This is a genomic window from Frankia sp. AvcI1 (assembly GCF_001420875.1).
GTDB lineage: Bacteria > Actinomycetota > Actinomycetes > Frankiales > Frankiaceae > Frankia > Frankia alni.
This window is the reverse complement of the sequence record NZ_LJFZ01000009.1, coordinates 31463-55801: the sequence shown is the minus strand read 5'-3', so window position 1 is coordinate 55801 and position 24339 is coordinate 31463. Positions and strand designations below refer to the sequence as shown.

Below are 24339 nucleotides of genomic sequence, written 5' to 3'. Positions count from 1 at the left end.
GCTGTTGAACCAACCGTTGCGTCCCAGTGGCTTGGAGGCCCTTTCGTGCTCACGATCTACACGACTTCCTGGTGCGGCTACTGCGTTCGGCTGAAGAGCCAACTCGACCGCGCCGGGCTGGANTACAAGACCGTTGATATCGAGAACGACCCGACAGCAGAGCAACTTGTCCGCGATGCGAACAACGGGAACGCGACCGTACCGACCGTGCTCTTTCCCGATGGCACTGTGATGACGAACCCGAGCGTCCGCCAGGTCACCGAGAAGGTCACTTCTGCCGCATAACGGATACGTAGAGCAACGACATCCCGGGAGTTCTTACCTTCCCACCGCACACGCGGCCGNCTCGTGGGACGGTGTCCGTCACTGCCCGTGAAGTTTGTGGGAGAGTTCGGCCTGTGTCGTCAGCACCTTCAGAACAGGCGTGGAGCACCGTCGATGCCGCGCTGCGGGCCGTTCGCGCCCTGGACCGGATGGAGACAGCCTGTTTCGTCGTGGTATCTGCGACGACTGCGAGCTATCTCCGTGTGACCGGAACCTTCGCCGATCTCGGCGAGGGAACCCACTATCCCCGGGCGGACAGCGTCATCGCCCGCATGATCGACGGTGCGCCCGCGGCGGCGGCCGGAGTCGGTCCGGGGCATCCCGCGGCCGACACGGCCGAGCATCGCCAACTGGGGGTGCACAGCTATCTCGCGATGCCGGTGATCCCCACGGACGGCCGACTACTCGGCTTCCTCGTCGGCCTGGACCACGGTGAGGTGAGCGTGTCCGCCGACACGCTGGCCCTGGTCCGGGCCATCGCGGACGCCCTCGCGGCCACGGGCGACATCCCCGCGCCGCCCCCGCCGGCCGTCTCGCCCAACGGCCCGCGGCCCGGCGATCGTTCACGGGAGGCCGGCGGCTCGGCCGGTCAGGCCTCGGTGGGCGGGGGTGGCGCGGTCGGCGAGGGTGGCGCGGTCGGCGAGGGTGGCGCGGTCGGCGAGGGTGGCGCGGTCGGCGCAACGGACGAGGAGCGCCCGGCCCCGGCGGCACGTGCGGCACGGGAGCAGACCGCGACTCGGGAGGAGACGCCGGCCCAGCCCGGCCCGACGCCGGGCGGCGAGCAGCGATCGACTCCCGCGGCCCTGTCGCCGGGCGCCGCCCCCATCCCGGGCGGGGGTGACTCACGGCACGGTGACGCGTCACCCGACTCTGACACCTCCCCGAGCACGGACACGCCACGCAGCAGCGACGAAGGGTCGCGAGGCGGCGAGGCGTCACCAGGCAACGGGGGACCGACCCGCGATGAGCGGCCGGCGGGCGGCGAGAGGCCGGCGAGCGGGCCGGTGGCACACGGTGCTGCCGCGGAGTCCCCGCCGCCGGCCGGCCCGTCCCGGCCGCCCAGGAGCGCCACGCCGGGCATCGGGGAAAGGGCGGAGCCGGCTGCGGCCCCCCCGACTCCCCCGCGGCCACCGGGCCGGGTGCCGACGCCCCAGGCCCTCGCGCGGGCGGTTCGCCCCGGACCACCCGGCCGGGCCGGGCCGCCGCGACCGACACCGCCGCCCGCGACCGGCACCGGCCCGGCGGGGACCGGCGCCCAGGTGACCGGCGCAGCCAGGCCGGCTCCGGCCGTCTCGCGACGTTCCACCGCGGACATGCGGCTGCGGCGGACGCCCGCCGGCTGGGTCGTGGAAGGTCCGGGAGCGGAGATCCGCCCGGTCGGTGACCTTCTCTCCGCGATGGTTCTCGCCGACCTGCTGGCCGAGGACCTCGCACCGCCCGGCCGCCCGCGCCGGGCAGAACGTGACCTTGGCGAGATCGAGCAGCTGCGGCTGTCCGTCGTCCAGCTCGAGCACGCCCTGGCGTCCCGGGTGATCGTCGAACAGGCCATCGGTGTGNTGGCGGAACGCCATCAGATCCGGCCGCGGGAGGCGTTCGAGCGGTTGCGCCGCACGGCGCGAGGGATGGGCCGTCGCGTCCATGACCTGGCCCGACAGGTCGTGGATTCGGTCGGGGACCCCCGAGCGGTTCTCCCGGGGGAGCTCGGTGGCCGGGGCGGCCCGGCCGGCGGCGGTCCCTCCGGCGCGACGCCGGGGCCCGGCCCGGGACCGGGTGGCGCGCCCCGCCCGGCACCACCGCGGTCCACCTCCGGCCGGCACTGACCCGCTGGCCTTAACCCGCTGGCCCCGACCCGCCGGTCCTGACCGGCCTGCACTGACCAGGCGGCACCGCTCGGCCGGGGCTGGAGCGCATGCAGGAGGTTGTCGGCGGTTTCCGACACCGAAGGCGCGGACGACCTCCTGCGCTCGGCCCGCCGAGCCCGAACGGTGCCAGCGGGGCGAGGCGACNTGGTCCTGGCGGGCGAAGGGGGTCGTTCCGGGCCGCGGGTTCCTCCGTGGATCTCGGCCGGAGCCCGGGTCACACCCCGGCGGGTGGCGTCAGGACTCGATCAGTCCGAGGGCCCCCACCGCCCGGACGATCTTGGATTTGTCGCCGACGAGGACCGTGATCAGCCCGGTGGGCGCCAGCAGGTCGGCCGCGACGGCCTGGACGTCGGCGGTCGTCACCTCGGCCAGCGCGCGCGGGTGGTCGCGCAGGTACTCCACGCCGACGCCGACGCCGGCCAGCGCGGACAGCGTCGAGGCGAGCCCCGCGGCGGTGGCGCTGCCGATGGCGAGCGTGCCGACGGCGTACTGGCGGGCCGCGTCGAGCTCGTCCTGGGTCGGCGGGAGTACCGCCAGTCGCCCGAGCTCGTAGAGGATCTCCAGCAGGGCCGGGCCGGTCACGTCGGTGGCGACGTCCGCGGCCACGGTGAAGCGCGAGCCGACCTGGTAGTGGTCGATCGAGCTGCGCGGCGAGTACGTGTAGCCCTTGTCCTCGCGGATGTTGTTGACCAGGCGGGAGCTGAAGTACCCGCCGAAGATCGTACTGGCCAGCCGCTGCGCCGGGTAGCCGGGAGCGGACCGGTCCAGGGCCGCCCCGCCGAGGCGGATGTTCGTCTGCACGGCGCCGGGGCGGTCCACGATGACGATCGGGCCCGTACGCAGCGCGGGCAGGGGCGGCGCGCTCGCCGCGGGCTGCCCCGACCAGTCCCCGAGCGCCGTGGAGACCGCCGCCAGCGCCCGTTCGGGCGACACGTCGCCGACGAGGGTGAGGATGGCCCCGGCCGGCGAGACGCGCTCAGCGTGCAGGCCGCGCACCTCCGCCGGGCCGACCTGCCCGACCACGTCCGGGTCGGGGATGGCGGTGGCGTAGGGGTGGTCGCCGAACAGCCGCTCGAGCAGGGCCTCGCGGGCGATCACGGCGGGCTGGCTACGGGCGACCGCGGTGTCCTCGACGATCCGCTCGCGCTCGCCGGCGACCTCGTCGTCGGGATAGGTGGCGCCGAGCAGCACGTCGGCCAGGATCTCCAGCAATGGTTCGAGGTTCGCCGCGAGCGCGGAGCCGCCGATGGAGAGCCGGTCGCTGTCGACTCCCGTCGACAGCGAGCCACCGAGGCGCTGCACCTCCGTGGCGAGCCCCACCCGGTCGAGCCGCCGGGATCCGGTGAACAGGGTCTCCGCCAGCACCTCGGCGCGGGCCTGGTACACGGGCCCGAGCCCGGCGAAGGGGATGCGCAGCCGCACCTCGACGATCGGCACGCTGCCCCGCTGCACCACCAGCACCCGCAGGCCGTTGGGGAGGGTGCGGTCGGTGACGGCTGGCAGCGCCGCCGGCTCGGTCGGCCGGACGGCGGGGATCACGCCCGCCGGGGCAGCCGCGGTGGCGGTGGCCGGGGTGGCGGTGGCCGCCGGCGGAGTCGAGCGCGCGGAGTTCGTCGAGGTCGAGGTCACAGCACTCTCGATCATGAGGCGGCGCCGGCATGCAGCTCCAGCACCGAACGGCCCTGGTCGAGCAGGGAACCGGCGGCGGCGGCGACCGCCTCGCCGGTGACGGCCGACAGCTCCGCCGGCAGTTCGTTCACCAGCTCGGGTCGGCCGTGGTGCAGCTCGTGCACGGCCATGGCCAGCCCGCGGCCGAGGGCGTCGTCGGCCTCCCGCAGCAGCGAGGAGGCCACCCGGGCCTGCACCCGCTCCAGCTCACCGGCGTCCAGGCCGTCCCCCGCGAGCCGGGCGAGCTCCTCGTCGACGGCCGCGAGGACCGCGTCGGCGCTGGACTCCTCGGACTGGCGGGCCTCCAGGGTGAGCAGCAGCGGGTCGCGCTGGTCGAACGGGTTGCCGAACGCGCCCAGGTAGGTGCTGACCCCGATGACCGAGCGGTCCTTCTGGACCAGGCGGCGCTCCAGGCGGCTGGCGTCGCCGTCGCTGAGCACCTCGGTCAGCAGGTAGTAGGCGAGGTAGGCGGGCAGGTCGGCGATCGGGTCGGGGACGCGGTAGCCGACCGCGAGCGCCGCGCGGGGGGCGAGCGGATCGGTGAGGACCGCCCGGCGCTCCGCCGCGGGCACCGGCTCCGCGAAACTCGCCCGCGGCGGCACCGCGCGGGCGGGGATGTCGCCGAAGTACCGGTGGACGAAGGTCAGCGCCTCGTCGGAGTCGAAGTCGCCGACGATGGTGAGCACGGCGTTACCGGGCGCGTAGTACTTGTCGAAGAAGTCCTCCGCGTCGTCGAGGCCGGCCGCCGCCAACTCCGAGAAATCCCCGTAGCCGTTGTGCGCGTTGGGAAAGGTGTCGAACGCCACCGGCGGCAGTTTNATCCAGGGAAATCCGCCGTACGGCCGGTTGAGGACGTTGACCCGGATCTCCTCCTGCACCACGGCGATCTGGTTGTCGAGGTTCTGCCGGGTGATCTTGGGCGCCCGCATCCGGTCCGCCTCGAGGAACAGGGCCAGTTCGAGNGCGCCGGCCGGCAGCAGCTCGAAATAGTCCGTGTAGTCGGGGTGCGTGGAGCCGTTGAAGATTCCACCGGCGGCCTGGACGTGCTTGGGATGTTCCGCCTTCCCCACGTTCGCGCTGCCCTGGAACATCAGGTGCTCGAACAGGTGGGCGAAACCGGTGCGGCCTTCGGGCTCGGACCGGAAGCCCACGTCGTAGTGCACGGAGACGGCCACCACCGGAGCCGTGCGGTCGGGAGCGAGCAGGACCCGCAGGCCGTTGTCGAGCCGGGTCCGCTCGATCGGATAGGAGGATGCCGGCAGGGCCGACCTCACCGCGGCGGTGCCGACCGGACCGGGTTCTCTAGGCGAGGACACAGTCGCCAACGCTACTGCCCGTCGGCCCGGCCCGGTGGCGAAGAAGGCCGCCGGCCGGTCCTGCGCCGTCCGACGCGGCGTTGCGGGGCGCCTGCTGCGGTGTGACGCAGTCGTCCGAGCCCTCGCCGGCCCGGGGTACGCCGCGGGTGCCGGGCGGTCCCACCCATGGACGCCCGCATCCGGGCACCCGGCCCGCGGCCCGGAATCACCACACAGCCGCGCCGGGCGCCGACCGGTACGCCCGCGACCCTGCGCTCACCATCCTCGCGCCGCACCCCGACGATCGCGCGCGCGGCGCCGACCGCCCGAGCGCGCGGCCCCCCGCTCGCGGCCCGGGGCGCCGCGGCGCCNCACTGCGGAGCCCGTCGCCCGGCCGGGCGCGCCAGCCGCGGAGACCAGAAAGACCAGCGTGGCGGCGATCGCGACCTGCAGAAGTAGGGTCACGGGGGCGCCTGCGTCGATCNCCGCGGCGACCACCAGCCCGAGGGCCGCGCCGAGCAGACCCAGCAGGATGGTCATCACGCAGCCGATGGGGGCTCGCCGGGACCGGGGAACGAGGGCCCGTCCCAGCAACCCTATGATCACGCCAGTAATCAGAGCGCTGATGATGCCGGTCAGAGCGTTCACGGGCCGATTCTGCCGGCTGGGGACGATCGACGACCACGAGCGACCCGGCTCGGGTGACGAGGTGCGGGAAATGGCGACCACCAATCGGCAAACTGTCCCCATGGGACAGTTTCCGGCCGGTCTACCCGAGAGCCTCGCCGTGGAAGTTGACTCGCTGGGCGAGGAGATCATCGCGGCGATCGCCCGCGAGGTGCCCGCCTACGCCCGCCCGTTGGAGGGCCGGTTCGGCCGCGGGGTGCGCCGCGGGGTCGCCGAGGCCCTGCACCGCTTCCTCACCGTGGTCGAGGCCGGCCCCCACTGCGCACCGGATCTTGCCGCCAGCCGTGAGGTGTACGTCCGGCTCGGCCGCGGCGAGGTCCACTCCGGCCGGTCGCTGGACAACCTTCTCAGCGCCTACCGGGTCGGCGCCCGCGTGTCCTGGCGGCGCTTCGGGGAGGCCGCGGTGCGCCACGGCGGCGTCGACGCCGCGGGCCTGGTCTCCCTGGCCGAGATGATGTTCGCCTACATCGACGGGATCTCCGCGGCCTCCGCCGAGGGCTACGCCGCCGAGCAGTTCGCGGCGGGCGGCGAGCGGGAGCGCCTGCTCGACCGCATCGGCGAGATGCTGCTCACCGGCGCCCCCGCGGACGCCGTCGCCCAGGTCGCCGACGCGGCCAGCGTGCGGCTGCCCCGCCGGCTCGCCGCGGTCCTCATCCCGGCCCGGCCCGATCCGCAGCCGGCGGCCGGACGCGAATCGGCCGCGTCCGTCCCCGCGGGGCTCCTCCTGACGGGTCCCGTCCCGGCGGAGTTCGTCCCGGCCGGATCCGCCCCGAGCGGACTCGTCGCGGGCGGATCCGTTCCGGGCGCGCCCGTCCCTGGCGGATCCGTGCCGGGCGGGCTCGTCCCCGGCGGATCCGTGCCGGGCGGGCTCGTCATCGGCGGATCCGTTCCTGGTGGATCTGGCCCGGGTGGCGTCGGCCCGGGTGGGTTCGGCCTCGCCGAGTCCGCGCCGGCAGCGCCCGGCCGCTTCGAGCCGTTCATGCTGCCAGCGGACTGCCCGCGGGCCGTGCAGGGCCAGGACACCTGGCTGTTCGTGGGCTCGGCGGAACGCGGCCCGGCGCGGGCGGCGCTGGCGAAGCGGCTGGCGGGCCTCGCCGCGGTGGTGGGACCGGCGGTGCCCTGGGGCCAGGCCAAGGCGAGCGCCGCCCGGGCCCGGTTCGCCCGCGACGCGCGCAGCGCCGGCCGGCTCGCCGCCGCGGGCGCCGCCGACCCGCTGTTCACCGACGAGCACCTCAGCGCGCTGGTGCTCGCCCGCGACCCGGGTCTCGTGACGGATCTGGCGACCCGGCTGCTCGCTCCCCTCGACGGCCTGCCGAGTCGCACCCGCGAACGGCTGGCCGAGACCCTGCTGCACTGGCTGTCGCTGCGGGGGCAGCGCGGCCTGATCGCCGAACGGCTGCACATCCACCCGCAGACCGTCCGGTACCGGGTCAACCAGCTCCGCGAGCTGTTCGGGCCGTGCCTGGAGGATCCCGACGTCCGCTTCGACCTCGAGCTGGTGCTGCGCGCCGGCGCCACCGCTCCCCGCGCCGAACCGGCGCTCGGCCCGAGTGGCGCGCTCGGTGCGGGCGGTGTGGCCAGTTCGGGCGGTGTGGCCGCGGCCAGCGGGTCTGACCCGACGGCGGGCGCCGCGACCAGGCGCTGACACCCGGGCAACGCGCAGCCGGCAGCGAGGCCCGGCGCCCCTGCGTCGCCGAGGAGTCCGGGACCGTCCGATCCGGTACGGTCCAGGCGTGCGGCTGGGCTCCTTCAACGTGATGCACGGCCTGTCCCTCGCCGACGGGCGGGTCGAGCCGCATCGTTTCGCCGCCGCCGTCGCCGGGCTGGGCGCGGATGTGCTCGGCCTGCAGGAGGTCGATCTCGACCAGCCACGATCCGGCGGAGTCGATCTGGCTGCCGAGGCCGCGGCGGCGCTCGGGGCCGCCGACGGGAACTGGCGGTTCGTCCCGACCGTGTTCGGCACGCCGGGGGCCGGCTGGCGGCCTGCCGAGGGCGCCCGCAGGCCCGGTGAGCCGGCGTACGGCATCGCGCTGATCAGCCTGCTGCCGGTCCGCGAGTGGCGGGTGATCGACCTCGGCCGGGCCCCGGTCCGCTCCCCCATCGCGATTCCGGGTGGCCCGAACGGACCGGGACGCCTGATCCTGCTGGACGACGAGCCGCGGGTCGCGGTCGCCGCCCGGATCGACACGCCCGGCGGGCCGCTCACCGTCGTCACGACGCACCTGTCGTTCGTCCCCGGGTGGAACGCNCTGCAGTTGCTGCGGCTGTCCCGTCGCCTCGCCGACGTCGACGGTCCGCTGATCGTGCTCGGGGACCTCAACCTGCCGGGCCGCCTGCCGGCGGCACTGACCCGCTGGCGACGGCTGGCGGTCACCCCGACCTATCCCGCGCACGCTCCCCGCGTCCAGCTCGATCACGTGCTGGCCCGCGGGCCGGTGGGCGACGTCACCGCCGTCCTGTGNCAGCGGTCCGAGATCTCCGACCACCGGGCCCTGCTCGTCGATCTGGCCAACCAGCCGATCTGACCGGGCCGACCCGCCCGAGCGCGCCGGCGGTTGACCTTGCCCCATGGGCAGGCCGAAGCATGGCCGCAGCCGGGCGCCGTGNCTGGCACGAGGAAGGCCCTGGGCCGAAGAAGGCCCCGGGCCGAGGAGGCGGTGGCGATGGCGATGGCGCTGCTGACGATCGGGGAGTTCGCCCGGTTGAGCCGGCTGTCCCCGAAGGCGCTTCGGCTCTACGACGAGCTCGGGTTGCTCCGTCCGCGGCAGGTCGACCCGCTGACGGGCTACCGCCGCTACGCGCCGGAGCAGCTCGAAGAGGCCCGGCTGGTGGCCTGGCTGCGCCGGCTGGGGATGCCGCTCGCGCGCATCCGGCGGATCCGCGAACTCGACGGGCCCGCCACGGCCCGCGAGGTAGCCGCGTTCCTCGCCGACGCGGTCGCGCGGGCGAACCGGGCCGTCCGGGACCTTGTCGACCTCGATCCCGATCCCGGCGCCGGCGCCGAGGTCGACCCTGCCGGCGCATCGCGGGCGGTCGGCACGACGCTGACCGCCCTGCTGTGGACCGGCTCCGCCCTGGCGCTCGTCCACATCGGCGATTCGCGGGCCTACCTGCTGCGCGGCGGCGAGCTGCGGCAGATCACCCACGACCACACGTTCGTCCGATCGATGGTCGAGGACGGGCGCCTTCGCCCGGAGGAGGCGGCGACCCACCCGCAGCGGCTGCTCCTGCTGCGCGCGCTGGACGGCGGCGCGGCGACCTTTCCCGACATCGGGCTGCGCGAGGTGCGCCGGGGCGACCGCTACCTGCTGTGCTCCGACGGGCTGTCCGGCGCGGTGCCGGCGGCGGAGCTGCACCGGGTACTGGTGACGACGACCGAACCGGAACAGGCGGTCCGCGCGCTCGTCGCCCTCGCGAACGGCTCCGGTGGCGCGGACAACGTCACGTGCGTGGTGGCCGACGTCGTCCCGGCCGTGACCTGACGGCGGGCGGCGGCGGGCGACTGCGGTGCGTTCTGCCCGGTCTGCCTGTCAGAACCGTGCAGAACGCGCACCGCAACAGGCCGAGCTTCGGGGCGCGGCGGTGTCAGTCTGCGGCGCGGGCAGCTGGCGGGGGCTGTGCGCGTGTTTCCGGGGCTGGCGGGTGGTCGGGGGCGGCGAGCAGCGCGGCGAGTTCGTCCTCGGTCACCAGGGGCGGGCGGACGACGGCCCCGGTGCGGACGTAGAGGAAGGCGGCGTCGACGGCGCTCGGGTCGACGCCGCGCAACCGGGCCCAGGCCAGCCGGTACACGGCGAGCTGGAGCTCGTCCGCGGACGACTGGCCGGTCTTCCAGTCGATCACCTCCCACCGGCCGCCACCGAGGTCGTAGACGGCGTCGATGCGGCCGCGCACGATCCGCCCGGCGAGGGGGAGCTCGAAGGCCTCCTCGATCGCGGCGGGCCGGCGCGATCCGTACGGGGTCCGCAGGAACGCCTCCTGCAACGAGCGCAGGTCGTCGTCGGTGAGCTCGGCGTCCTGGGCGCCGGGCAGGTCCTCGGCGTCGATCAGCGCCCGATGGTCGAACAGTTCCTCCACCCAGGCGTGGAAGCGGCTGCCGCGGCGGGCCGCCGCGACCGGCTGACGCGGCAGCGGGCGGACGAGCTCGCGGGCGAACGCCGCCGGATCGGCCTGCAGCCGGACGATCTCGGACGCGGTCAGGTTCGCCGGCATCGGCACGTCGAGCTGCGGGACGCGGGCGGCCCGCTCCTCGACGACAAGCAGCTCCGCCTCGCGGTCGAGCTCGGCCAGCAGCGCCCGCTCGGCCACGGTCAGCCCCGACGGGTCACCGCCGCCCAGAACCGCCGACGCACCCTCGCGAGAGGGCGTCGGCGTGGCGTGTGGCGTCGGCGATGTCGACGTTGTCGGTGGCGTCGGCGTGCCCGGTGGCGTCGGCGTGCCCGGTGGCGTCGGCGTGCCCGGTGGCGATGTCGATGTCGAGGTCGGTGGCGTCGGCGTGCCCGATGTCGATGGCGATGGCGATGGCGTCGGGGGCGGTGGAGCGGTGGGGGACGGCGGGACGTCGGCGCCGAGCGGGGGCGGGGTGAGCGCCGCTTCGAGTCGGGCGAGGACGTCGCGGGCCGCCTCGACCCGGCGGGCGTACGGCTCGGGTTCGTAGGGGATCGGCCAGGCGAAACGGCGGGGGGTGGCCAGCGCCGGATTCGACTTCTCCGCGGGCCGCGGGGCCCAGAGGTCGACCCGTCCGCCGCCGCCGCGGGCGTGCTCGGCGAGTTCCGTCAGGAAGACCGACGCGCCTCGCGGGCGCTTCTGCGCCGGCCCCCACCAGTGCCCGCTGGCGAACAGCAGCGACTTCGCCCGGGTCACCGCGACGTAGGCGAGCCGGCGCTCCTCCCGCTCGGCGTAGGCGCGGACCTCGGCCGCGAACGCGTCGAGGTCCGCCTTCTGGTCGGAGACCTCGAAGGCGGGCAGGTCCGCGGCGTCGCCGCGCAGCGGCACCGGCAGCACGCCGGGCGAGGTCGTCCACTGGTCCCGGACGGTGACGTCGGGGAAGACCCGCTCGCTGAGGTTCGGCACGGCCACGACCTCCCATTCCAGCCCCTTGGAGCGGTGCATCGTCATCAGGGCGATCGCGTCCGCCCCGGAGGGGCCGCTGACGTCGAGGCCCCGCTCGTGCTCCCGGGCGGCGCGCAGGAAGCCGAGGAAAGCGTGCAGGGAGGTCGTCCCGTCCGGGTCGGTGAAGTCGGCGGCGACGTCGAGGAAGGCCGCGACGTTCTCCTGGCGGCGGGCGCGCACGGCCGCCTCGGTGGCGGTGAGCTCGACGTCCAGCCCGATCGTGGCGACGACGCGGTGCAGCAGGTCGAGCAGGCCCTCGCCGATATGGGCGCGCAGCTCGGCGATCTCGGCGGCGAGCCGTCGCACCCGCAGTCGGCCCTCGGCGGACATCTCGGGGCCGGGGTCGTCGAGGACGTCGGAGAGGGCGACGACGTCCGCCGGGTCGACGTCGGCCACCGCCGCGGCAAGCGGATCCGCACGCCCCGGCAGGTCGGGCTCCGCGTCGGCGACGGGCGGGGGGCTGCGGACGACCTCGCGGGCGTGGCGGCCCAGCGCGGCGAGGTCGCGGGCGCCCAGGCGCACCCGCGGGCCGGTGAGCAGGCGGACGAGCGCGGCGTTCGCCGTCGGCGCGTCGAGGACCTCCAACACCGCGACGATCTCGGCGACCTCCGGCACGGTGAGCAGGCCGGTCAGCCCGACGACCTCGACCGGCAGCCCGACCGCCTGCAACGCGGTCAGCAGCGGCGGGATGTCCCCGCGGGCCCGGACGAGGACGGCGATGTCGCCGGGGTCGGTGCCCGCGTCGACCACCGCGCGCAGCCGGTCGGCGATCCAGGCCACCTCGTCGGCCCAGCTCGCGTGCAGGGCCACGACCGTCTCGCCGCGGTCGGCGACGTCGGCCCGTGGGCGCAGCTCGACGACCCGGTGGCGCGCGCGCAGCTGGGCCGCCACGGCGTTGGCGAGATCGAGCAGCCGGCCACCGCTGCGCTGGTTCACCGACAGCTCGTAGACGTCGGCCGGGCGACCGTCGGCGCGCGCGAAGTGGGTCGGGAAGTGGTCGAGGTTCGCCACCGACGCCCCACGCCAGCCGTAGATCGCCTGACACGGGTCGCCGACGGCGGTGACCGGGTGGCCGCCGCCGAACAGGCCGGTGAGCATGCGGCGCTGGGCGACCGAGGTGTCCTGGTACTCGTCGAGCAGGACGACGGCGGCCCGGGCCCGCTCGGCGCGGCCGACCTCCGGCATCGTCTCGGCGAGACGGGCCGCGTAGGTGACCTGGTCGCCGAAGTCGAGCACGTCCCGCTCGCGGCGGGCGGCGCGGTAGTCGGCGACGAGCGCGGCGAGCTCCGAGCGCCCTCGGGCGGCGGCCGCGAACCGGCGCAGCCGCTCCTGCACACCCTTCGTGCCCCGCCGATCTCCGGCGGCGGCCAGGGCAGCCAGTACCTCCTCGCCGAAGGCGGTGTCGAAGGCGACGAGCGTCGCCGGGTCGACGAGGTGCTCGCTCATCTCCGCGTCGAGCGCGACCAGCTCGCCGACGACGGCCCCCAGCGAGCGGGTCAGCGCCTGCACCGGGCCGTCGTAGGCGCGGGCGACCCGCGCGGCGAGCTGGTAGCGCGCCGCCCCGGACAGCAGCTGGACGTCCGGTTCCAGGCCGAGGCGCAGCGCGTTGTCGACGACGAGCCGCCCGGCGAAGGCGTGGTAGGTGGCGACGGTGGGTTCGCCGTCCACCTCGGCATCCGCGGCCGATCCGGGCGCGCCCGGCCAGCCGCCGGCATCGGCGGCCCCCGCCTTGCGCAGCGCGAGGCGCACCCGGCCGGCCAGCTCCCCGGCCGCCTTCGTGGTGAAGGTCAGCCCGAGCACCTGCTCCGCGCGCACCTGACGGGTCGCGACGAGCCAGACCACCCGGGCCGCCATCACCGAGGTCTTCCCGGAGCCGGCGCCGGCGACGATCACCCCCGGTTCCAACGGGGCGGTCGCGGCGGCGATCTGCTCGTCGGTGTAGGGGACCTCGAGCAGGTCGCGCAGGTCCTCCGGGTCGAGCCGCGGACCGGCGGACGCGCCGTCGGCGTCGCCGCTCGGATCGCCGCCGAACCCGGGCAGGAACGGCTGGCGGGACGCCGACCCGCCGGCGCCCAGGTGGCCCCGGCCAGCCGGCGGACGAGGATGACCGGATCCGGCCGCGTTCACTCGATCACCTGCCGTCCCTCGGGGCGGGCGGGGCAGCTCATCTGGAACGTGCACATCGTGCAGTGCTCGCCCGGCGTCGGCCGGAACGCCTCCGCGTCGATGGTGCGCACCGCCTCGCCGAGGACATCGTCCATCCAGGTGGGTCCCTCGGCGGGCAGGGCCTCCTGCGCCTGGACCTCGGGCGGGCCGGGTGCCTCGCCGGGCAGGCGGGGCCCGGCGCCGGCGCCACCGGCATCGCGGCGAAGCTGGACGAGCTCGGCGCCGCCGGGCACCGCGGAAGTCGCCACGGCGGGACCGCCAGCAGCCGGGTCGCCAGCAGCCGGATCCACAGCGGCCGGGTCGACAGCGGCGGGGCGACCGGCGGCGGGAGTGGCCGCGGCGATCGCCGCGTCGAGGGCGCCGGTCCGCACGGCGAGCTGGTAGCTGCCGAGCTGGGGGTGGGTGGCGAGCTCGGCGCGGCCGGGCGCGCTGCGGCCGGTCTTGAAGTCGATGACATGCACCCGGCCGGCGTCGTCGAGCTCCAGCCGGTCGATGAACCCGCGCAGCATCACCTCCCGGCCCGCGACGTGGAGCCGGCAGGTGAACCGGACCTCCGCGTCGACGACCCGGCGCCCGCGCTCGCCGGCGTGCCAGGCCAGGAAGCGGGCCAGCGCCTCCCGGGCGGCGGCCCGCTCCTGGTCGCTGCGCCAGCGGGCCTCGTAGTCGAGATGCCGCCAGACGGTGTCGAGCCGGGCGTCGAGAGCGGCCAGATCCGCCGGGGTGCGCCCGGTGGTCACCTCGTCGGCGAGGGCGTGCACCACCTTGCCGAAACCCTGCGCGGTCGAGGCGACGGTGACCGCGTGCGCCTCGTGCTCCAGGAACCACCGCAGTGAGCAGGTGCCGATGCTCGACAACGACGAGCCGGACAGCCGCAGCGGCGCGCCCGGCGCGACGACCGGCACGTCGGAGTCGGTCACGTCGAGCAGCCCCCACCAGGTGGTCGGGTGCGCGGCGGGGACGAGCGGGCGGTGGGCGTCGTCGCGGGCGGCGGCGAGGGCGGCGAGGCGGCGGCGGGCGGCGGCGCGCAGGGCCGGACTCGACGTCGGCTCGGTCGCCAGCCGGCGCAGCGTCGCGACGAGGCCGACGAGGGTCAGCGGCCGGGCCGGGCGACCGGAGATGTTCTCGACGGCGACGCCGAGCTCGTCGAGCAGCCGGCTGGGCAGGCTGCCGTCGTCGTCCGGGCTGTTGACGGCGGTGACCAGCAGACGCCGCCGGGCCCGGGTGAGCGCGACGTAGAACAGCCGGCGCTCGTCGGCGAGCAGGTCCTGGCGGGTCAGCGGCGGGCGCAGGCCGCCGCGGGCGGGTGCGTCGAGCTGCTCGGCGCCGAGCAGCGAATGCCGCTCCCGCAGGTCCGGCCAGATCCCGTCCTGCACCCCGCAGACGGCGACGACGTCCCATTCCAGGCCCTTGGCGCGGTGCGCGGTCAGCAGCCGCACGCCGCGGCGGCGGGCGTCCTCCCCCACCGGCGCGATGGCGTCGGCGGCGATCTGCTGACGGCCCAGCTCGTCGACCAGCGACGCGGCGCCGGTGCCGGGCCCGCGCCGCTGGGCGAGGCGGGCGACGGCGTCGAACAGCGCCACCACCGCGTCGAGGTCGCGGTCGGCTGCGCGCCCCGCCGCCCCGCCGGCCGCCGACGCCGCCACCAGCGCCTGCTGCCATCCGCTGGCCGACCACAGCGCCCACAGCGCCTGCTCGGGCGAGCCGGCCGGCTCCCGCAGCGCCCGGCGGGCCACGACGAGCAGGTCGCCGACCCGGCGGGCGGGCCGGGCGACCGGATCGGCGACGCGCACCAGCCAGCGGTCCGGATCGGCGACAGCCTGGCGGACCAGCTCGGCCGACGCGGCGGGCTGCCGGGCACCGGCGTCACGATCGCCGCCACCCGCGTCACGATCGCCGGCACCCGCGTCGCGATCGAAGGCACGCAGCGCGCGGCCCAACTCGCGCAGGCCCGCCGGGTCCGCCCCGCCGAGCGGGGAGGTGAGCAGGGTGCGGGCGGCATCGGCGGTGAGCGCGCCGGCGGGGTTGTCCGCGCAACGCAACGCCAGCAGCAGCAGCGCCGCGGCGGGTTCCTGCGCGACGGGCAGGTCGTCGCCGTCGACGCTGACCGGCACGCCCGCGGCGGTCAGCACCCGGCGCAGCCGGGCGATGCGGTCCGCGGTGCGGACGAGGACCGCCATCGCGGGCCAGGGGGTGGCGTTCTCCAGGTGCTCGCGGCGCAGCAGGTCGGCGACGGCCTCCGCCTCCGCCCCGGCACTCGGGTAGGTCCGGACCTGGACCCGGCCCGCGCCGAGGTCGGTGCGCCCGATCAGGTCGCGGTGCGCCCGGATCTCGGCCACCGGGAGCCCGGCCGCCGGGATTCGCCTGGCCACGTGCCGGCTCGCCAGCAGCGGGGCGGGCGCCATCCGTCGGCCGGTGCGCAGCGCGACGATCGGCGCCCCGCCACCGCGCCCCGGCGTGCCGAAACGCTGCGGGAAGTCGAGCAGGCCGGCGACCTCCGCCCCGCGGAAGGCGTAGATGGACTGGTCGGGATCGCCGAAGACGACCAGGTCGCGCCCGCCGCCGGCGACCGCGCGCAGCAGCCGCTCCTGAGCGGGGTCGGTGTCCTGGTACTCGTCGACGAAGACGTGGCGATAGCGGGCGCGCAGCGCCTCGCCCGCCTCGGCGCCCTCGGCGACGACGACGGCCCGGTGCACCAGGTCGGCGTAGTCGAGCGCGCCCTCGAAGCCGAACACGTCGAGGTACATCTCGTAGAACTCGGCGAGGGCGGCCCAGTCCGGCCGGTCGGTGCGCCGGGCCAGCTGGGCCAGGCCCACGGGCTCCAGGCCGACCTCGCGGGCCCGCGCCAGCAGCGCCCGCACCTCCTCGGTGAAGCCGCGGGTACCCAGGGCGCGGGCGAGCTGCGGGGGCCAGACGGGACGGCCGTCCTCGCGCGAGCCCTCGATGAGCTCCCGCAGCCGGCTGTCCCGCTCCGGGCCCGACAGCAGCCGGAACCCGCCGTGGGGCGCCGGCCGATCGTGCGCCCGCAGCAGCGCCAGGCACCAGGCGTGAAAGGTCCACGCCCCCGGCCCGCCCCCGCTACCGGGGCCGCCCCTGGAGGCGGAGCCGCCGGGACCCAACCGGGCGGTGATCCGCTCCCGCAGTTCGCCCGCGGCCCGGCGGCTGAAGGTGAGGACCAGGATCGACCGTGGGTCCGCTCCGGCCTCGATCCGGGCGGCGACCGCCTCGACCAGGGTCGCCGTCTTACCCGTGCCCGGGCCGGCGAGCACCAGCAGCGGGCCCCCCGGGTGCTCGATGACCCGGCGCTGCGCCGGGTCGGCGACGAACCGGCGCAGCGGCGTGAGCGGCGTCGGGACGAGCCGGTGGCCGGCGGGCGCGGCGGGGGCAGGTGCGGCAACCACCCCGACAGCACACCACGCGGGTCCGACAGCCTCGCGACGGCTCCCGACCATGCCGCGCCACGCGGGGATGCGCCGGGGTCGGGGTCGCGTGCACGCGCCGGCCGCGACATGGCACTGTCATGGCCCATGACCGAATGCAGCGGCAAAGTTGCGCTGGTGACCGGGGCGGGATCGGGCATAGGCGCCGCCTGCGCCCACCGCCTGGCGAGCGCTGGCGCCCAGGTTGTCGTCACGGATCGCCATCCGGACGGCGTCAAGGAGGTGGCGGCGCAGATCGAGCGGGACGGCGGGGCCGCGATCGCGCTGGAGGCCGACGTCACCGATCNCGACGCGCTCGAACGGGCGGTGCAGGCCGCGGTCGGCACCTTCGGGCGGCTCGATCTGGCGGTGAACAACGCCGGCGTCACGGCCGGGCGTGAGCCGGTCGGGACCACTCCCGCCGAGGACTGGCAGCGGGTGCTCGACGTGAACCTGTCCGGGGTCTTCTACAGCATGCGGGCCGAGATCACGGCGATGCTGCACGGCGGCGGCGGCGGCTCGATCGTCAACATGGCCTCGGTGTTCGGCACGGTCGGCTTCGCCGGGTCCGCGCCGTACGTCGCCGCCAAGCACGGCGTGATCGGGCTGACCAGGACCGCGGCACTGGAGTACGCGACGCGGCGGATCCGGGTCAACGCGGTCGCGCCCGGCTTCGTCGACACCCCGCTGCTGCACGTCGACGGCCGCCGCCAGCGCGGCGCAGCGCTGCTGGCACCGATCCAGCGGCTCGGCACCGCCGAGGAGGTCGCCGAGGTGGCCGTGTTCCTGCTCTCCGACCGGGCGTCGCTGGTCACCGGCAGCGTCTACCTCGCCGACGGCGGCCTGTCCGCCCGTTGATCAGCAGCCGGGCGGCCGTCCCAGCGGGCGGCGGCGAGGTCTACTCGTTCGCCGTTCGCCGACAGCGGGGTGCGGTCGACGGCGAGCCGGCGCAGTGCCTCGGCCGGCGCGGCCGGATTCGGCTCGCCGCTCGCCCGGATGACCCGGTGCCACGGCAGGTCGTCGTCCGCGTAGCGGGACAGCGCCGCACCGACGGTCCGGCCGGTGCCCGCGCCGACGTACTCGGCGACGTCGCCGTAGGTCATCACCTTGCCCGCCGGGATCCGGGCCACCGCGTCGAGCACCTCGGCCGCGTGCGGGCTCGGCTCGGCCCCGCCGAGGCGGATCCGGGTGCCGAGCCCGGCGGACACGCTCGCCGGCGGCGCGTCGCGCCGGCCGCGTGGCCGGCTCACCGCGACCCCGCGGACCGGCGCACGCCGGTGACGGACCCGCCCACGCTCAGTAGACCGGCAGGGACTTGTCGACCTGGGTGGCCCAGGCCGTCACGCCGCCCTGGACGTGCACGGCCGAGGAGAACCCCGCGCCCTTGAGCGTCGCGAGCGCCTCGGCGGAGCGCACCCCGGACTTGCAGTAGACGACCACCCGCCGGTCCTGGGGCAGCTCGGCCAGGTGGGCCGGCAGGTCGCCCTTCGGGATCAGCCGGGCGCCGGGGATCCGGACGATCTCCCACTCCGCCGGCTCGCGCACGTCGACCAGCTCGATCGGCTCGCCGGCGTCCAGCCAGCCCTTGAGCTCGCTCGCGGTGATCGTCGAACCGGCGGCCGCGAGCTGGGCCTCCTCGGAGACGACGCCNCAGAACGCCTCGTAGTCGATCAGCTCGGTGATCGTCGGGTTCTTCCCGCAGAGCGGGCACTCCGGGTCCTTGCGGACCTTGATCGCCCGGTAGGTCATCTCGAGGGCGTCGTAGACCATCAGCCGGCCGACCAGCGGGTCGCCGATCCCGGTCAGCAGCTTGATCGCCTCGGTGGTCTGGATGGACGCGATCGACGCGCACAGCACGCCGAGCACGCCGCCCTCGGCGCAGGACGGGACCATCCCGGGGGGCGGGGGCTCCGGGTAGAGGCAGCGGTAGCACGGACCGTGGTCCGCCCAGAAGACGCTGGCCTGGCCGTCGAACCGGTAGATCGAGCCCCAGACGTACGGCTTGCCGAGCAGGACGGCCGCGTCGTTGACCAGGTACCGGGTGGCGAAGTTGTCGGTCCCGTCGACGATGAGGTCGTACTGGCTGAAGATCTCCATCACGTTGGAGGTATCCAGCCGGGTCTCGTGCAGGACCACGTTGACGTACGGGTTGATGTTGAGGACCGAGTCCCGCGCCGATTCGGCCTTCGACCGGCCGACGTCGGACTGGCCATGGATGATCTGGCGCTGCAGGTTCGACTCGTCGACGGTGTCGAACTCGACGATGCCGAGCGTTCCGACGCCCGCGGCCGCCAGGTACATCAGGGTCGGTGAGCCGAGCCCGCCGGCGCCGACCNCCAGCACCCTGGCGTTCTTCAGCCGCTTCTGGCCGTCCATGGCGACATCCGGGATGATCAGATGCCTGGAGTACCGGCGAACCTCGTCGACGGTCAGGCCCTCGGCGGGGTCGACCAGGGGCGGAAGGGACACGCTTGCTCCTCGCGTTCGGTGTCGTTCTTCGACGATGCCACACCCGCGCGCGGCCTCGTCGGGAATGAGCCATCCCGCGCCCGATCCGCGTGCGTCCGCTGCCGCTTCGGCTCGCGGACCTCGCCCGGAACGACTCCCGTCGGTGCAGCGCCTGGCACCCCCGGCGTGTTCCCCGGACCCCGCTGGGTACACCGACGATGACCTGATGACCACACCCCGTGGGGAGTTGAGTGCGGTGTCCTTCGTTGACAAGGTCAGGAACAAGGTGGACGAGCTGCGAGGACGGGGCAAGGAGACGGCCGGGAAGGCCACCGGCAACCGGGACCTGCGGGCCGAGGGCCGGGGCGAACGCGGCGTCGCCGACCTGCGCGACGCCGGCGAGAAGGCCAAGGACGCCTTCCGCCGCTAGCTCCCTCCCGCGGCGGCCGGCCCCGGCCGGCCCCGCGGTCGCCCCCCGGCAGCCCCGGTTCTGGCCTGCGGGAAGCCGGTTGCGGTGCGGTGCGCACGGCCTGCGAACCAGGACCAGGCAAAACGTACCNCAACCGGCGTCGGGGGCAGGGCCGGCAACCTCGGCTGACAGCGCTACCGCTCCGGTGAGATCAGGCTGAGCGTCGGGTGGGCGCAGCGGTGTGTGCAGGCGCGGCCTTCGATTTCGCGGCTCCCCGGGCAGTCTCGCCTTTGGCGGCCGCGTCCTTGGCTGCAGTGCCCCTGGCGCCGGTGCCCTTGGCCGCCGTGGTTCTGGCAGGCGCGGACTTGGCCGCCGTCGTTCTGGCGGCCTTGGCCGCCGTCGTTCTGGCAGGCGCGGCCTTGGCAGGCGCGGCCTTGGCTGGGGCGGTCTTCGACGCCGTGCCTCTCACTTCTGGTGGGCTGGCCTTCTCGTCGGCGGGCTCGGCGGCAGCGACGGGTTCGGCGGGCTCGGCGGCGCCGGCACCGTCGGGGTGGTCCCGCCGGGCGGCGGCGATGCTCGCGCGCAGCGCGGCCATCAGGTCCCCGACCGGCTCCTGCTCCGGGCTGGCCGGCGGGCTGACCACCTCACGGCCGGCGATCTTGGCGTCGATGACCGACTGCAGAGCCTCCCGGTACTCGTCGGTGAACCGGGTGGGGTCGAAGTCGGCGGCGAGGGTGTCGATCAGCGAGGCGGCCATCGCCAGCTCCTGCGGACGCACCTCGACGTCCTCGTCCAGGAACGGGAAGTCCGGCTCGCGCACCTCGTCCGGCCAGATCATCGTCTCCAGGACGAAGACGCCGTCGCGCACCCGGAGCGTCGCGAGCTGCTCGCGCTGNCGCAGAGCTATCTTCACCAGCGCGACGCGGCCCGATTCGGCGAGCGCGTCGCGCAACAGGACGTAGGGCTTCGCGCCGGTGCGGTCCGGTTCGATGTAGTAGCTCTTGGCGAAGTAGATCGGGTCGACCTGCTCCAGCGGGACGAACTCGAGCACATCGATCGCCCGGGAGGTGGACAACGGCAGGTTCNCGAAGTCCTCGTCGGTGAGCACGACGGTCTGGCCGTCCGGCAGCTCGTAACCCTTGGCGATGTCGGCGTAGTTGACCTCGTCCCCGTCGGCCTCCGCCACTCGGCGATACCGCACGCGGGACCCATCCGAGCGCCTGACCTGGTGAAATGCGACATCCCGTTCCTGCGTCGCGGAGTAGAGCCGGACCGGGATCGACACCAGGCCGAAGGAGATCACACCCTTCCAGATCGAACGCATGTTCGCCCCTCACGTCGATTACCCACCATGGTGACCCACCGGACGCCCACGAGTAANCCAGATGAGGGAAACGCCCAAAGTTATCAGCAGACGCGACCCTGGGCAGGGCGGTTCGCGAGCGGGACACCGCTCGGATGACGCCGGGTTGCCACCGTCGGCACCGGCCGGAAGGGGTGAGGACGTGCCCGGCACATCGGCGGGAGCGGCGGGCACGGCGGGAACGGGGCCGGGATGAGCGACGCGGCGCACCAGACGACGGTCGAGGTCGATGGCCGCCAGCTCCGGCTGTCCAACCTGGACAAGGTCCTCTATCCGGCCACCGGCTTCACGAAGGCCCAGGTCATCGACTACTACCACCGGATCAGCGAGGTCGCCGTGCCGCACCTGGCGGACCGGCCGCTGACCGTCGTCCGCTTCCCGAACGGCGTCGCGGAGTCGAGCTTCTTCACCAAGAACGCGCCCTCGCACCGGCCCGACTGGACCACCACCGCACGGCTGCCCTCGCCCGGGTCCACGAAGGACCGCTCGACGATCGACTACCTCGTCGCCACCGACCGCGCCACCCTGGTGTGGCTGGCCAACCTCGCGGCGCTCGAACTGCACACCCCGATGTGGCGGATCTCGACCGGGCTGCCCGACCTCGTCGTCGCCGATCTGGACCCGGGCGCGCCGGCCACGGTGGTCGACTGCGCCCGGGTGGCCCTGCTGCTGCGCGAGGTGCTGCCCGAGCCCCTGTGCGTGAAGACCAGCGGGTCCAAGGGCCTGCAGGTCTACGGACGGGTGTCCGACGGGCGAACCGCCATGCAGGTCCGGGCGGACATGCGCGCGGTGGCCACCCGGCTGGAACGTGACCATCCCGACCTCGTCGTCGCGAACATGCGCAAGGATCNGCGTGGCGGTCGGGTGCTGCTCGACTGGTCGCAGAACAACCCGGCCAAGACGACGGTGAGCGTCTACTCGCTGCGCGGGCGGGAACGCCCCACCGTCTCCACGCCGGTGACCTGGGCGGAGGTGCGCGGCTGCCGGCGCCCCGAGGATCTGGTCTTCACCGCGGACGAGGTGCTGCGGCGGGTCGACGACCACGGGGACCTGTTCGCCCCCCTGCGCACGGACCCGTCCACCGGCGGGCGATCGGCCCGACCGGGTGGGTCGGATGGTTCCGCGTGAGACGGCCCGATTCCGGGCACACCGCGATCCGGACCCGGCCCGGGCCCCGGACCGCATCCGGCACCCGCCGCGGCGGGCCGCCACCCCGACGAGCGCAGGAGGACGTCCCCATGGGAGTTCCCACCGATCTGCCAGCCTCCGGCCTTCCTCTGGAGACGCCGGACGCCGACGCGGCCGAGCAGGCCCGGGAGGTGCGCCCACCGGCGGGCGCCCCGCCGGTGCCCCCCGCGCGGCCGAGTGAGGCCGACGAGTTCGACGTCGTCGAGCAGAGCATCGTCGTCGAGACCGACGAGGACGACTACGACCGCTGACCCACCACCGCCGACGCCGCCCCACCTTCGCCCTACCGCGGACGCCGCCCCGACCTTCGGCCCACCGCTGACGCCGCCCCGACCTTCGGCCTACGGATGATGCCGCCGCCCGACGTTCGCCACCCCCGGACGTCCGGCCGGCCCGCTGTGCGACAGTGAGCCGGCCGGCGGGGTCCGGTGATCGCGATCCGGTGCCCGCGCCCTGTCGGAGTCCGCGGGTAGTGTTGACCACATCGACCAGGAGGTGCGCCGGTGACCGCCGAGCCAGCCTCGCCCGGCACGCGCCCGGGGCGGACTCCCCGGCTCCCTCGCACCGCCCGCCGCTTTCAGCTCCTCGGAGCCGCGCGCGAGGTGTTCGTCGCCCAGGGCTACCACGCCGCCGCGATGGACGAGATCGCCGAGCGGGCGGGCGTCAGCAAGCCGGTCCTCTACCAGCACTTCCCGGGCAAGCTGGAGCTGTACCTCGCGCTGCTCGACGAGCACGCCACCCAGCTCGTCACGAGCGTGCAGGAGGCGCTCGCGTCGACCACCGACAACCACGCGCGCATCGCGCGCTCGGTGCGCGCCTACTTCGACTTCGTCAACGACCCGTCGGGCGCCCACCAGCTCGTGCTGGAGTCGGACCTGCGCAGCGTGCCCGCGGTGCGCCAGCGCATCGAGACCGCGTTCGCCCAGTGCGTGCGTTCCATCGCGGCGACCATCGTCGCCGACACCGGGCTGACCCAGGACGAGGCCGACCTGCTCGCCGTCGGGCTGGTGGGGCTCGCCGAGACGGCCTCCCGGTGGTGGCTGGTCCGCGGTGGCACCGTGGCGAAGGAGCGGGCCATCGAGTCGATGGTGGAGCTGGCCTGGCGCGGCATCGGCGGGTACCCCCGCACCGAAGCACCCGATCCCAGGCCCGCGCACGAGGAGCGCCGGTCCGACCGGTGAGCGCCGGGTGTGCCGGGAGCGAACACGCCGTTCCCGTCCCGGTGGAGAAGTCCCGGAAGCCATAGTGTGGGCGGTGATCCAACCTCGGCGGCGGGTGTCCGCCGGCGGTAGGTGCGACGAAGGCGGAGGTCATCGGTGGAGGTCAAGATCGGCGTGCGGCAGGTCAGCCGGGAGCTGGTGCTGGAGAGCGACCAGTCGGCGGAGGCCCTCGCCGCGTTGGTGGGAGAGGCGGTCAAGACCGACAACGGCGTGCTGAGCCTCACCGACGACAAGGGTCGGCAGGTGGTGGTTCCGGTCGCGTCCCTGGCCTACGTGGAGATCGCCGCCGGCGGGCCGCGGCGCGTCGGTTTCGGCGGCTGATCGAGGACTGATCGCGAGCTCGGCGTGCCGTGCGGCCTGTCCGCCCGGCACGCCCGGCGGGCGATCAGGCAGACAGGCGGACAGGCAGACAGGCCCGATGCGGCGGCGGCGCGGCGATCAGGCGGACAGACCCAGCGCCGCCATCCGGCGGCCGTGCGCGGCCATGATGCGGTTGAAGATCGCCGCCAGCGCGTCCAGGTCGCCGACCCCGACCAGCAGGCCGGTCAGCGCGTCCCGGTCGACGCCCACCCGCTGCGCCTGGGTGAGCGCCTCGCCGACCAGTCGGCGGGCCCACAGCGCGAGGCGCCCGGCGACCGTCGGGTTGGCCTCGATCGCCGCCCGCACCCGGTCGACCGCGAATGCGGCGTGGCCGGTGTCGTCGAGGACCTTCAACACGAGTTCTCGCGACGGCGAGGGCAGGCGCGCGGCGATCTCGCGGTAGAAGTCGGCCGCGATGTTGTCGCCCACGTACGCCTTGACAAGGCTCTCCAACCAGTCGGCCGGGGCGGTCGAGTTGTGGAACGCGGTCAGCGGCCCGATGAACGGCGCCATCGCGTGCTCCCGGTCGACGCCGAGCCGATCCAGTTCCCCGCAGATGGCCTGAAAGTGGGAGAACTCGGCGGCGGCCATGGCCGCAAGGGCAATCTTGTCACCGAGGGTGGGGGACATCCGCGCGTCGGTGGCCATCCGCTCGAAGGCGGTCAGCTCGCCGTAGGCCAGCAGGCCCAGCAGGTCGACGGTCGCCTGGTCCGGCTGGCCGGCCAGGTCCGGTCCGGGCGCGTCGGTCGGCGGGAAGGATGTCTGTGTCACAGCCGCGATTCTGGCACCTGCCGCCGTCGCTGTCGGCAAACCTCGGCCGAGGA

General features: G+C 75.0%; 16 protein-coding genes and 14 pseudogenes. 16 read left to right on the top strand and 14 right to left on the bottom strand.

The genetic code is table 11. The annotated features are described in order from the left end of the window. Positions 1-45 precede the first annotated feature (45 nt). The 4 genes and pseudogenes from UK94_RS48105 to UK94_RS48100 all read left to right on the top strand — a co-directional run. Positions 46-122: pseudogene (locus UK94_RS48105) on the top strand (glutaredoxin domain-containing protein); the annotation flags it as partial. A gap of 1 nt (position 123) precedes the next feature. Then, on the top strand, positions 124-285 hold a 162-nt coding region (locus UK94_RS11440; protein WP_235487603.1), incomplete at its 5' end, for an NrdH-redoxin. 188 nt (positions 286-473) lie between these two features. Continuing rightward, positions 474-1880, top strand: a pseudogene (locus UK94_RS76010) (GAF domain-containing protein); the annotation flags it as partial. A gap of 1 nt (position 1881) precedes the next feature. Then, the coding region (locus UK94_RS48100; RefSeq protein ID WP_235487514.1) for an ANTAR domain-containing protein at positions 1882-2144 on the top strand (263 nt) is incomplete at its 5' end. A gap of 276 nt (positions 2145-2420) precedes the next feature. Here the strand turns inward: UK94_RS48100 and UK94_RS11430 are convergent. The 4 genes and pseudogenes from UK94_RS11430 to UK94_RS48085 all read right to left on the bottom strand — a co-directional run. Further along, entirely contained in the window at positions 2421-3830 is a 1410-nt protein-coding gene (locus UK94_RS11430) for a pitrilysin family protein (RefSeq protein WP_095212672.1), read from the bottom strand. Beyond that, a pseudogene (locus UK94_RS48095) lies at positions 3827-4672 on the bottom strand (insulinase family protein); the annotation flags it as partial. The gene UK94_RS11430 and the pseudogene UK94_RS48095, both read right to left, overlap by 4 nt. 1 nt (position 4673) lies before the next feature. Then, positions 4674-4816: pseudogene (locus UK94_RS48090) on the bottom strand (insulinase family protein); the annotation flags it as partial. 1 nt (position 4817) lies between these two features. Next, positions 4818-5128 (bottom strand): insulinase family protein (locus UK94_RS48085; protein ID WP_235487512.1); only part of this gene is annotated, 311 nt, incomplete at its 3' end. Between the two features lie 769 nt (positions 5129-5897). Here UK94_RS48085 and UK94_RS11415 point away from each other — a divergent pair. From UK94_RS11415 to UK94_RS11405, 4 genes and pseudogenes are all read left to right on the top strand, one after another. Beyond that, entirely contained in the window at positions 5898-7481 is a 1584-nt protein-coding gene (locus UK94_RS11415) for a helix-turn-helix domain-containing protein (RefSeq protein ID WP_055749919.1), read from the top strand. An 88-nt stretch (positions 7482-7569) separates the two neighbouring features. Further along, positions 7570-8084 (top strand): annotated as a pseudogene (locus tag UK94_RS11410) (endonuclease); the annotation flags it as partial. A 1-nt stretch (position 8085) separates the two neighbouring features. Next, positions 8086-8297 (top strand): annotated as a pseudogene (locus UK94_RS48080) (endonuclease/exonuclease/phosphatase family protein); the annotation flags it as partial. A 202-nt stretch (positions 8298-8499) separates the two neighbouring features. After that, positions 8500-9318 (top strand): MerR family transcriptional regulator, encoded by an 819-nt coding sequence (locus tag UK94_RS11405; protein WP_055749918.1) that lies wholly within the window; start codon positions 8500-8502, stop codon positions 9316-9318. A gap of 103 nt (positions 9319-9421) precedes the next feature. On the opposite strand, the gene UK94_RS11400 is transcribed toward UK94_RS11405, so the two are convergent. Continuing rightward, entirely contained in the window at positions 9422-13072 is a 3651-nt protein-coding gene (locus UK94_RS11400) for an ATP-dependent DNA helicase (protein ID WP_055749798.1), read from the bottom strand. Next, positions 13069-16509: an ATP-dependent DNA helicase gene (locus tag UK94_RS11395; protein WP_055749797.1), complete on the bottom strand. Its 3441-nt coding sequence runs from the start codon at positions 16507-16509 to the stop codon at positions 13069-13071. Before UK94_RS11395 ends, UK94_RS11400 begins: the two co-directional genes overlap by 4 nt. A 108-nt stretch (positions 16510-16617) precedes the next feature. On the opposite strand from UK94_RS11395, the pseudogene UK94_RS48075 reads away from it, so the two are divergent. Continuing rightward, positions 16618-16834: pseudogene (locus UK94_RS48075) on the top strand (SDR family NAD(P)-dependent oxidoreductase); the annotation flags it as partial. Between the two features lies 1 nt (position 16835). Then, positions 16836-17385 (top strand): SDR family oxidoreductase (locus UK94_RS11390; RefSeq protein ID WP_235487510.1); only part of this gene is annotated, 550 nt, incomplete at its 5' end. Here the strand turns inward: UK94_RS11390 and UK94_RS11385 are convergent. From UK94_RS11385 to UK94_RS48060, 4 genes and pseudogenes are all read right to left on the bottom strand, one after another. Beyond that, entirely contained in the window at positions 17352-17777 is a 426-nt protein-coding gene (locus UK94_RS11385; protein ID WP_041939816.1) for an MGMT family protein, read from the bottom strand. The two genes, UK94_RS11390 and UK94_RS11385, sit on opposite strands and share 34 nt — an antisense overlap. 46 nt (positions 17778-17823) lie before the next feature. Next, positions 17824-18177 (bottom strand): annotated as a pseudogene (locus UK94_RS48070) (rhodanese-like domain-containing protein); the annotation flags it as partial. 1 nt (position 18178) lies between these two features. Further along, positions 18179-18862: pseudogene (locus UK94_RS48065) on the bottom strand (ThiF family adenylyltransferase); the annotation flags it as partial. A 1-nt stretch (position 18863) separates the two neighbouring features. Next, a pseudogene (locus UK94_RS48060) lies at positions 18864-18996 on the bottom strand (adenylyltransferase/sulfurtransferase MoeZ); the annotation flags it as partial. 205 nt (positions 18997-19201) lie between these two features. Between UK94_RS48060 and UK94_RS11375 the strand changes: the two are divergent. After that, complete coding sequence (locus UK94_RS11375; RefSeq protein ID WP_083866929.1) at positions 19202-19405, top strand: CsbD family protein; 204 nt, start codon at positions 19202-19204, stop codon at positions 19403-19405. Between the two features lie 190 nt (positions 19406-19595). Here UK94_RS11375 and UK94_RS48055 read toward each other — a convergent pair. The 3 genes and pseudogenes from UK94_RS48055 to UK94_RS48045 form a co-directional block, all read right to left on the bottom strand. Further along, positions 19596-20279: pseudogene (locus tag UK94_RS48055) on the bottom strand (Ku protein); the annotation flags it as partial. 1 nt (position 20280) lies between these two features. Next, positions 20281-20469 (bottom strand): annotated as a pseudogene (locus UK94_RS48050) (Ku protein); the annotation flags it as partial. Position 20470: 1 nt separating this feature from the next. Further along, positions 20471-20708 (bottom strand): Ku protein (locus UK94_RS48045; protein WP_304438191.1); only part of this gene is annotated, 238 nt, incomplete at its 3' end. A 231-nt stretch (positions 20709-20939) separates the two neighbouring features. On the opposite strand from UK94_RS48045, the pseudogene UK94_RS11365 reads away from it, so the two are divergent. The 5 genes and pseudogenes from UK94_RS11365 to UK94_RS11350 all read left to right on the top strand — a co-directional run. Then, a pseudogene (locus UK94_RS11365) lies at positions 20940-21597 on the top strand (ATP-dependent DNA ligase); the annotation flags it as partial. Position 21598: 1 nt separating this feature from the next. After that, positions 21599-21875, top strand: a pseudogene (locus UK94_RS48040) (ATP-dependent DNA ligase); the annotation flags it as partial. Between the two features lie 110 nt (positions 21876-21985). Then, positions 21986-22186, top strand: coding sequence for a hypothetical protein (locus tag UK94_RS11360; RefSeq protein ID WP_055749792.1), 201 nt, complete (start codon positions 21986-21988; stop codon positions 22184-22186). A gap of 252 nt (positions 22187-22438) precedes the next feature. Next, positions 22439-23116 carry a TetR/AcrR family transcriptional regulator gene (locus tag UK94_RS11355; RefSeq protein WP_011607107.1) on the top strand — a complete coding sequence of 226 codons (678 nt, stop codon included), beginning with the start codon at positions 22439-22441 and terminating at the stop codon, positions 23114-23116. Between the two features lie 135 nt (positions 23117-23251). Beyond that, complete coding sequence (locus UK94_RS11350; protein WP_041939818.1) at positions 23252-23476, top strand: DUF3107 domain-containing protein; 225 nt, start codon at positions 23252-23254, stop codon at positions 23474-23476. Between the two features lie 117 nt (positions 23477-23593). Here UK94_RS11350 and UK94_RS11345 read toward each other — a convergent pair whose 3' ends face one another. After that, positions 23594-24286: a ferritin-like fold-containing protein gene (locus tag UK94_RS11345; protein ID WP_011607109.1), complete on the bottom strand. Its 693-nt coding sequence runs from the start codon at positions 24284-24286 to the stop codon at positions 23594-23596. Between the last annotated feature and the right edge of the window lie 53 nt (positions 24287-24339).

Excerpts from the sequence above, each read along its gene's own strand:
- UK94_RS11430 (WP_095212672.1), bottom strand. The coding sequence starts at position 3,830 with ATGATCGAGAGTGCTGTGACCTCGACCTCGACGAACTCCGCGCGCTCG.
- UK94_RS11415 (WP_055749919.1), top strand. The coding sequence starts at position 5,898 with ATGGGACAGTTTCCGGCCGGTCTACCCGAGAGCCTCGCCGTGGAAGTT.
- UK94_RS11405 (WP_055749918.1), top strand. The coding sequence starts at position 8,500 with ATGGCGATGGCGCTGCTGACGATCGGGGAGTTCGCCCGGTTGAGCCGG.
- UK94_RS11375 (WP_083866929.1), top strand. The coding sequence starts at position 19,202 with ATGACCACACCCCGTGGGGAGTTGAGTGCGGTGTCCTTCGTTGACAAG.
- UK94_RS11360 (WP_055749792.1), top strand. The coding sequence starts at position 21,986 with ATGGGAGTTCCCACCGATCTGCCAGCCTCCGGCCTTCCTCTGGAGACG.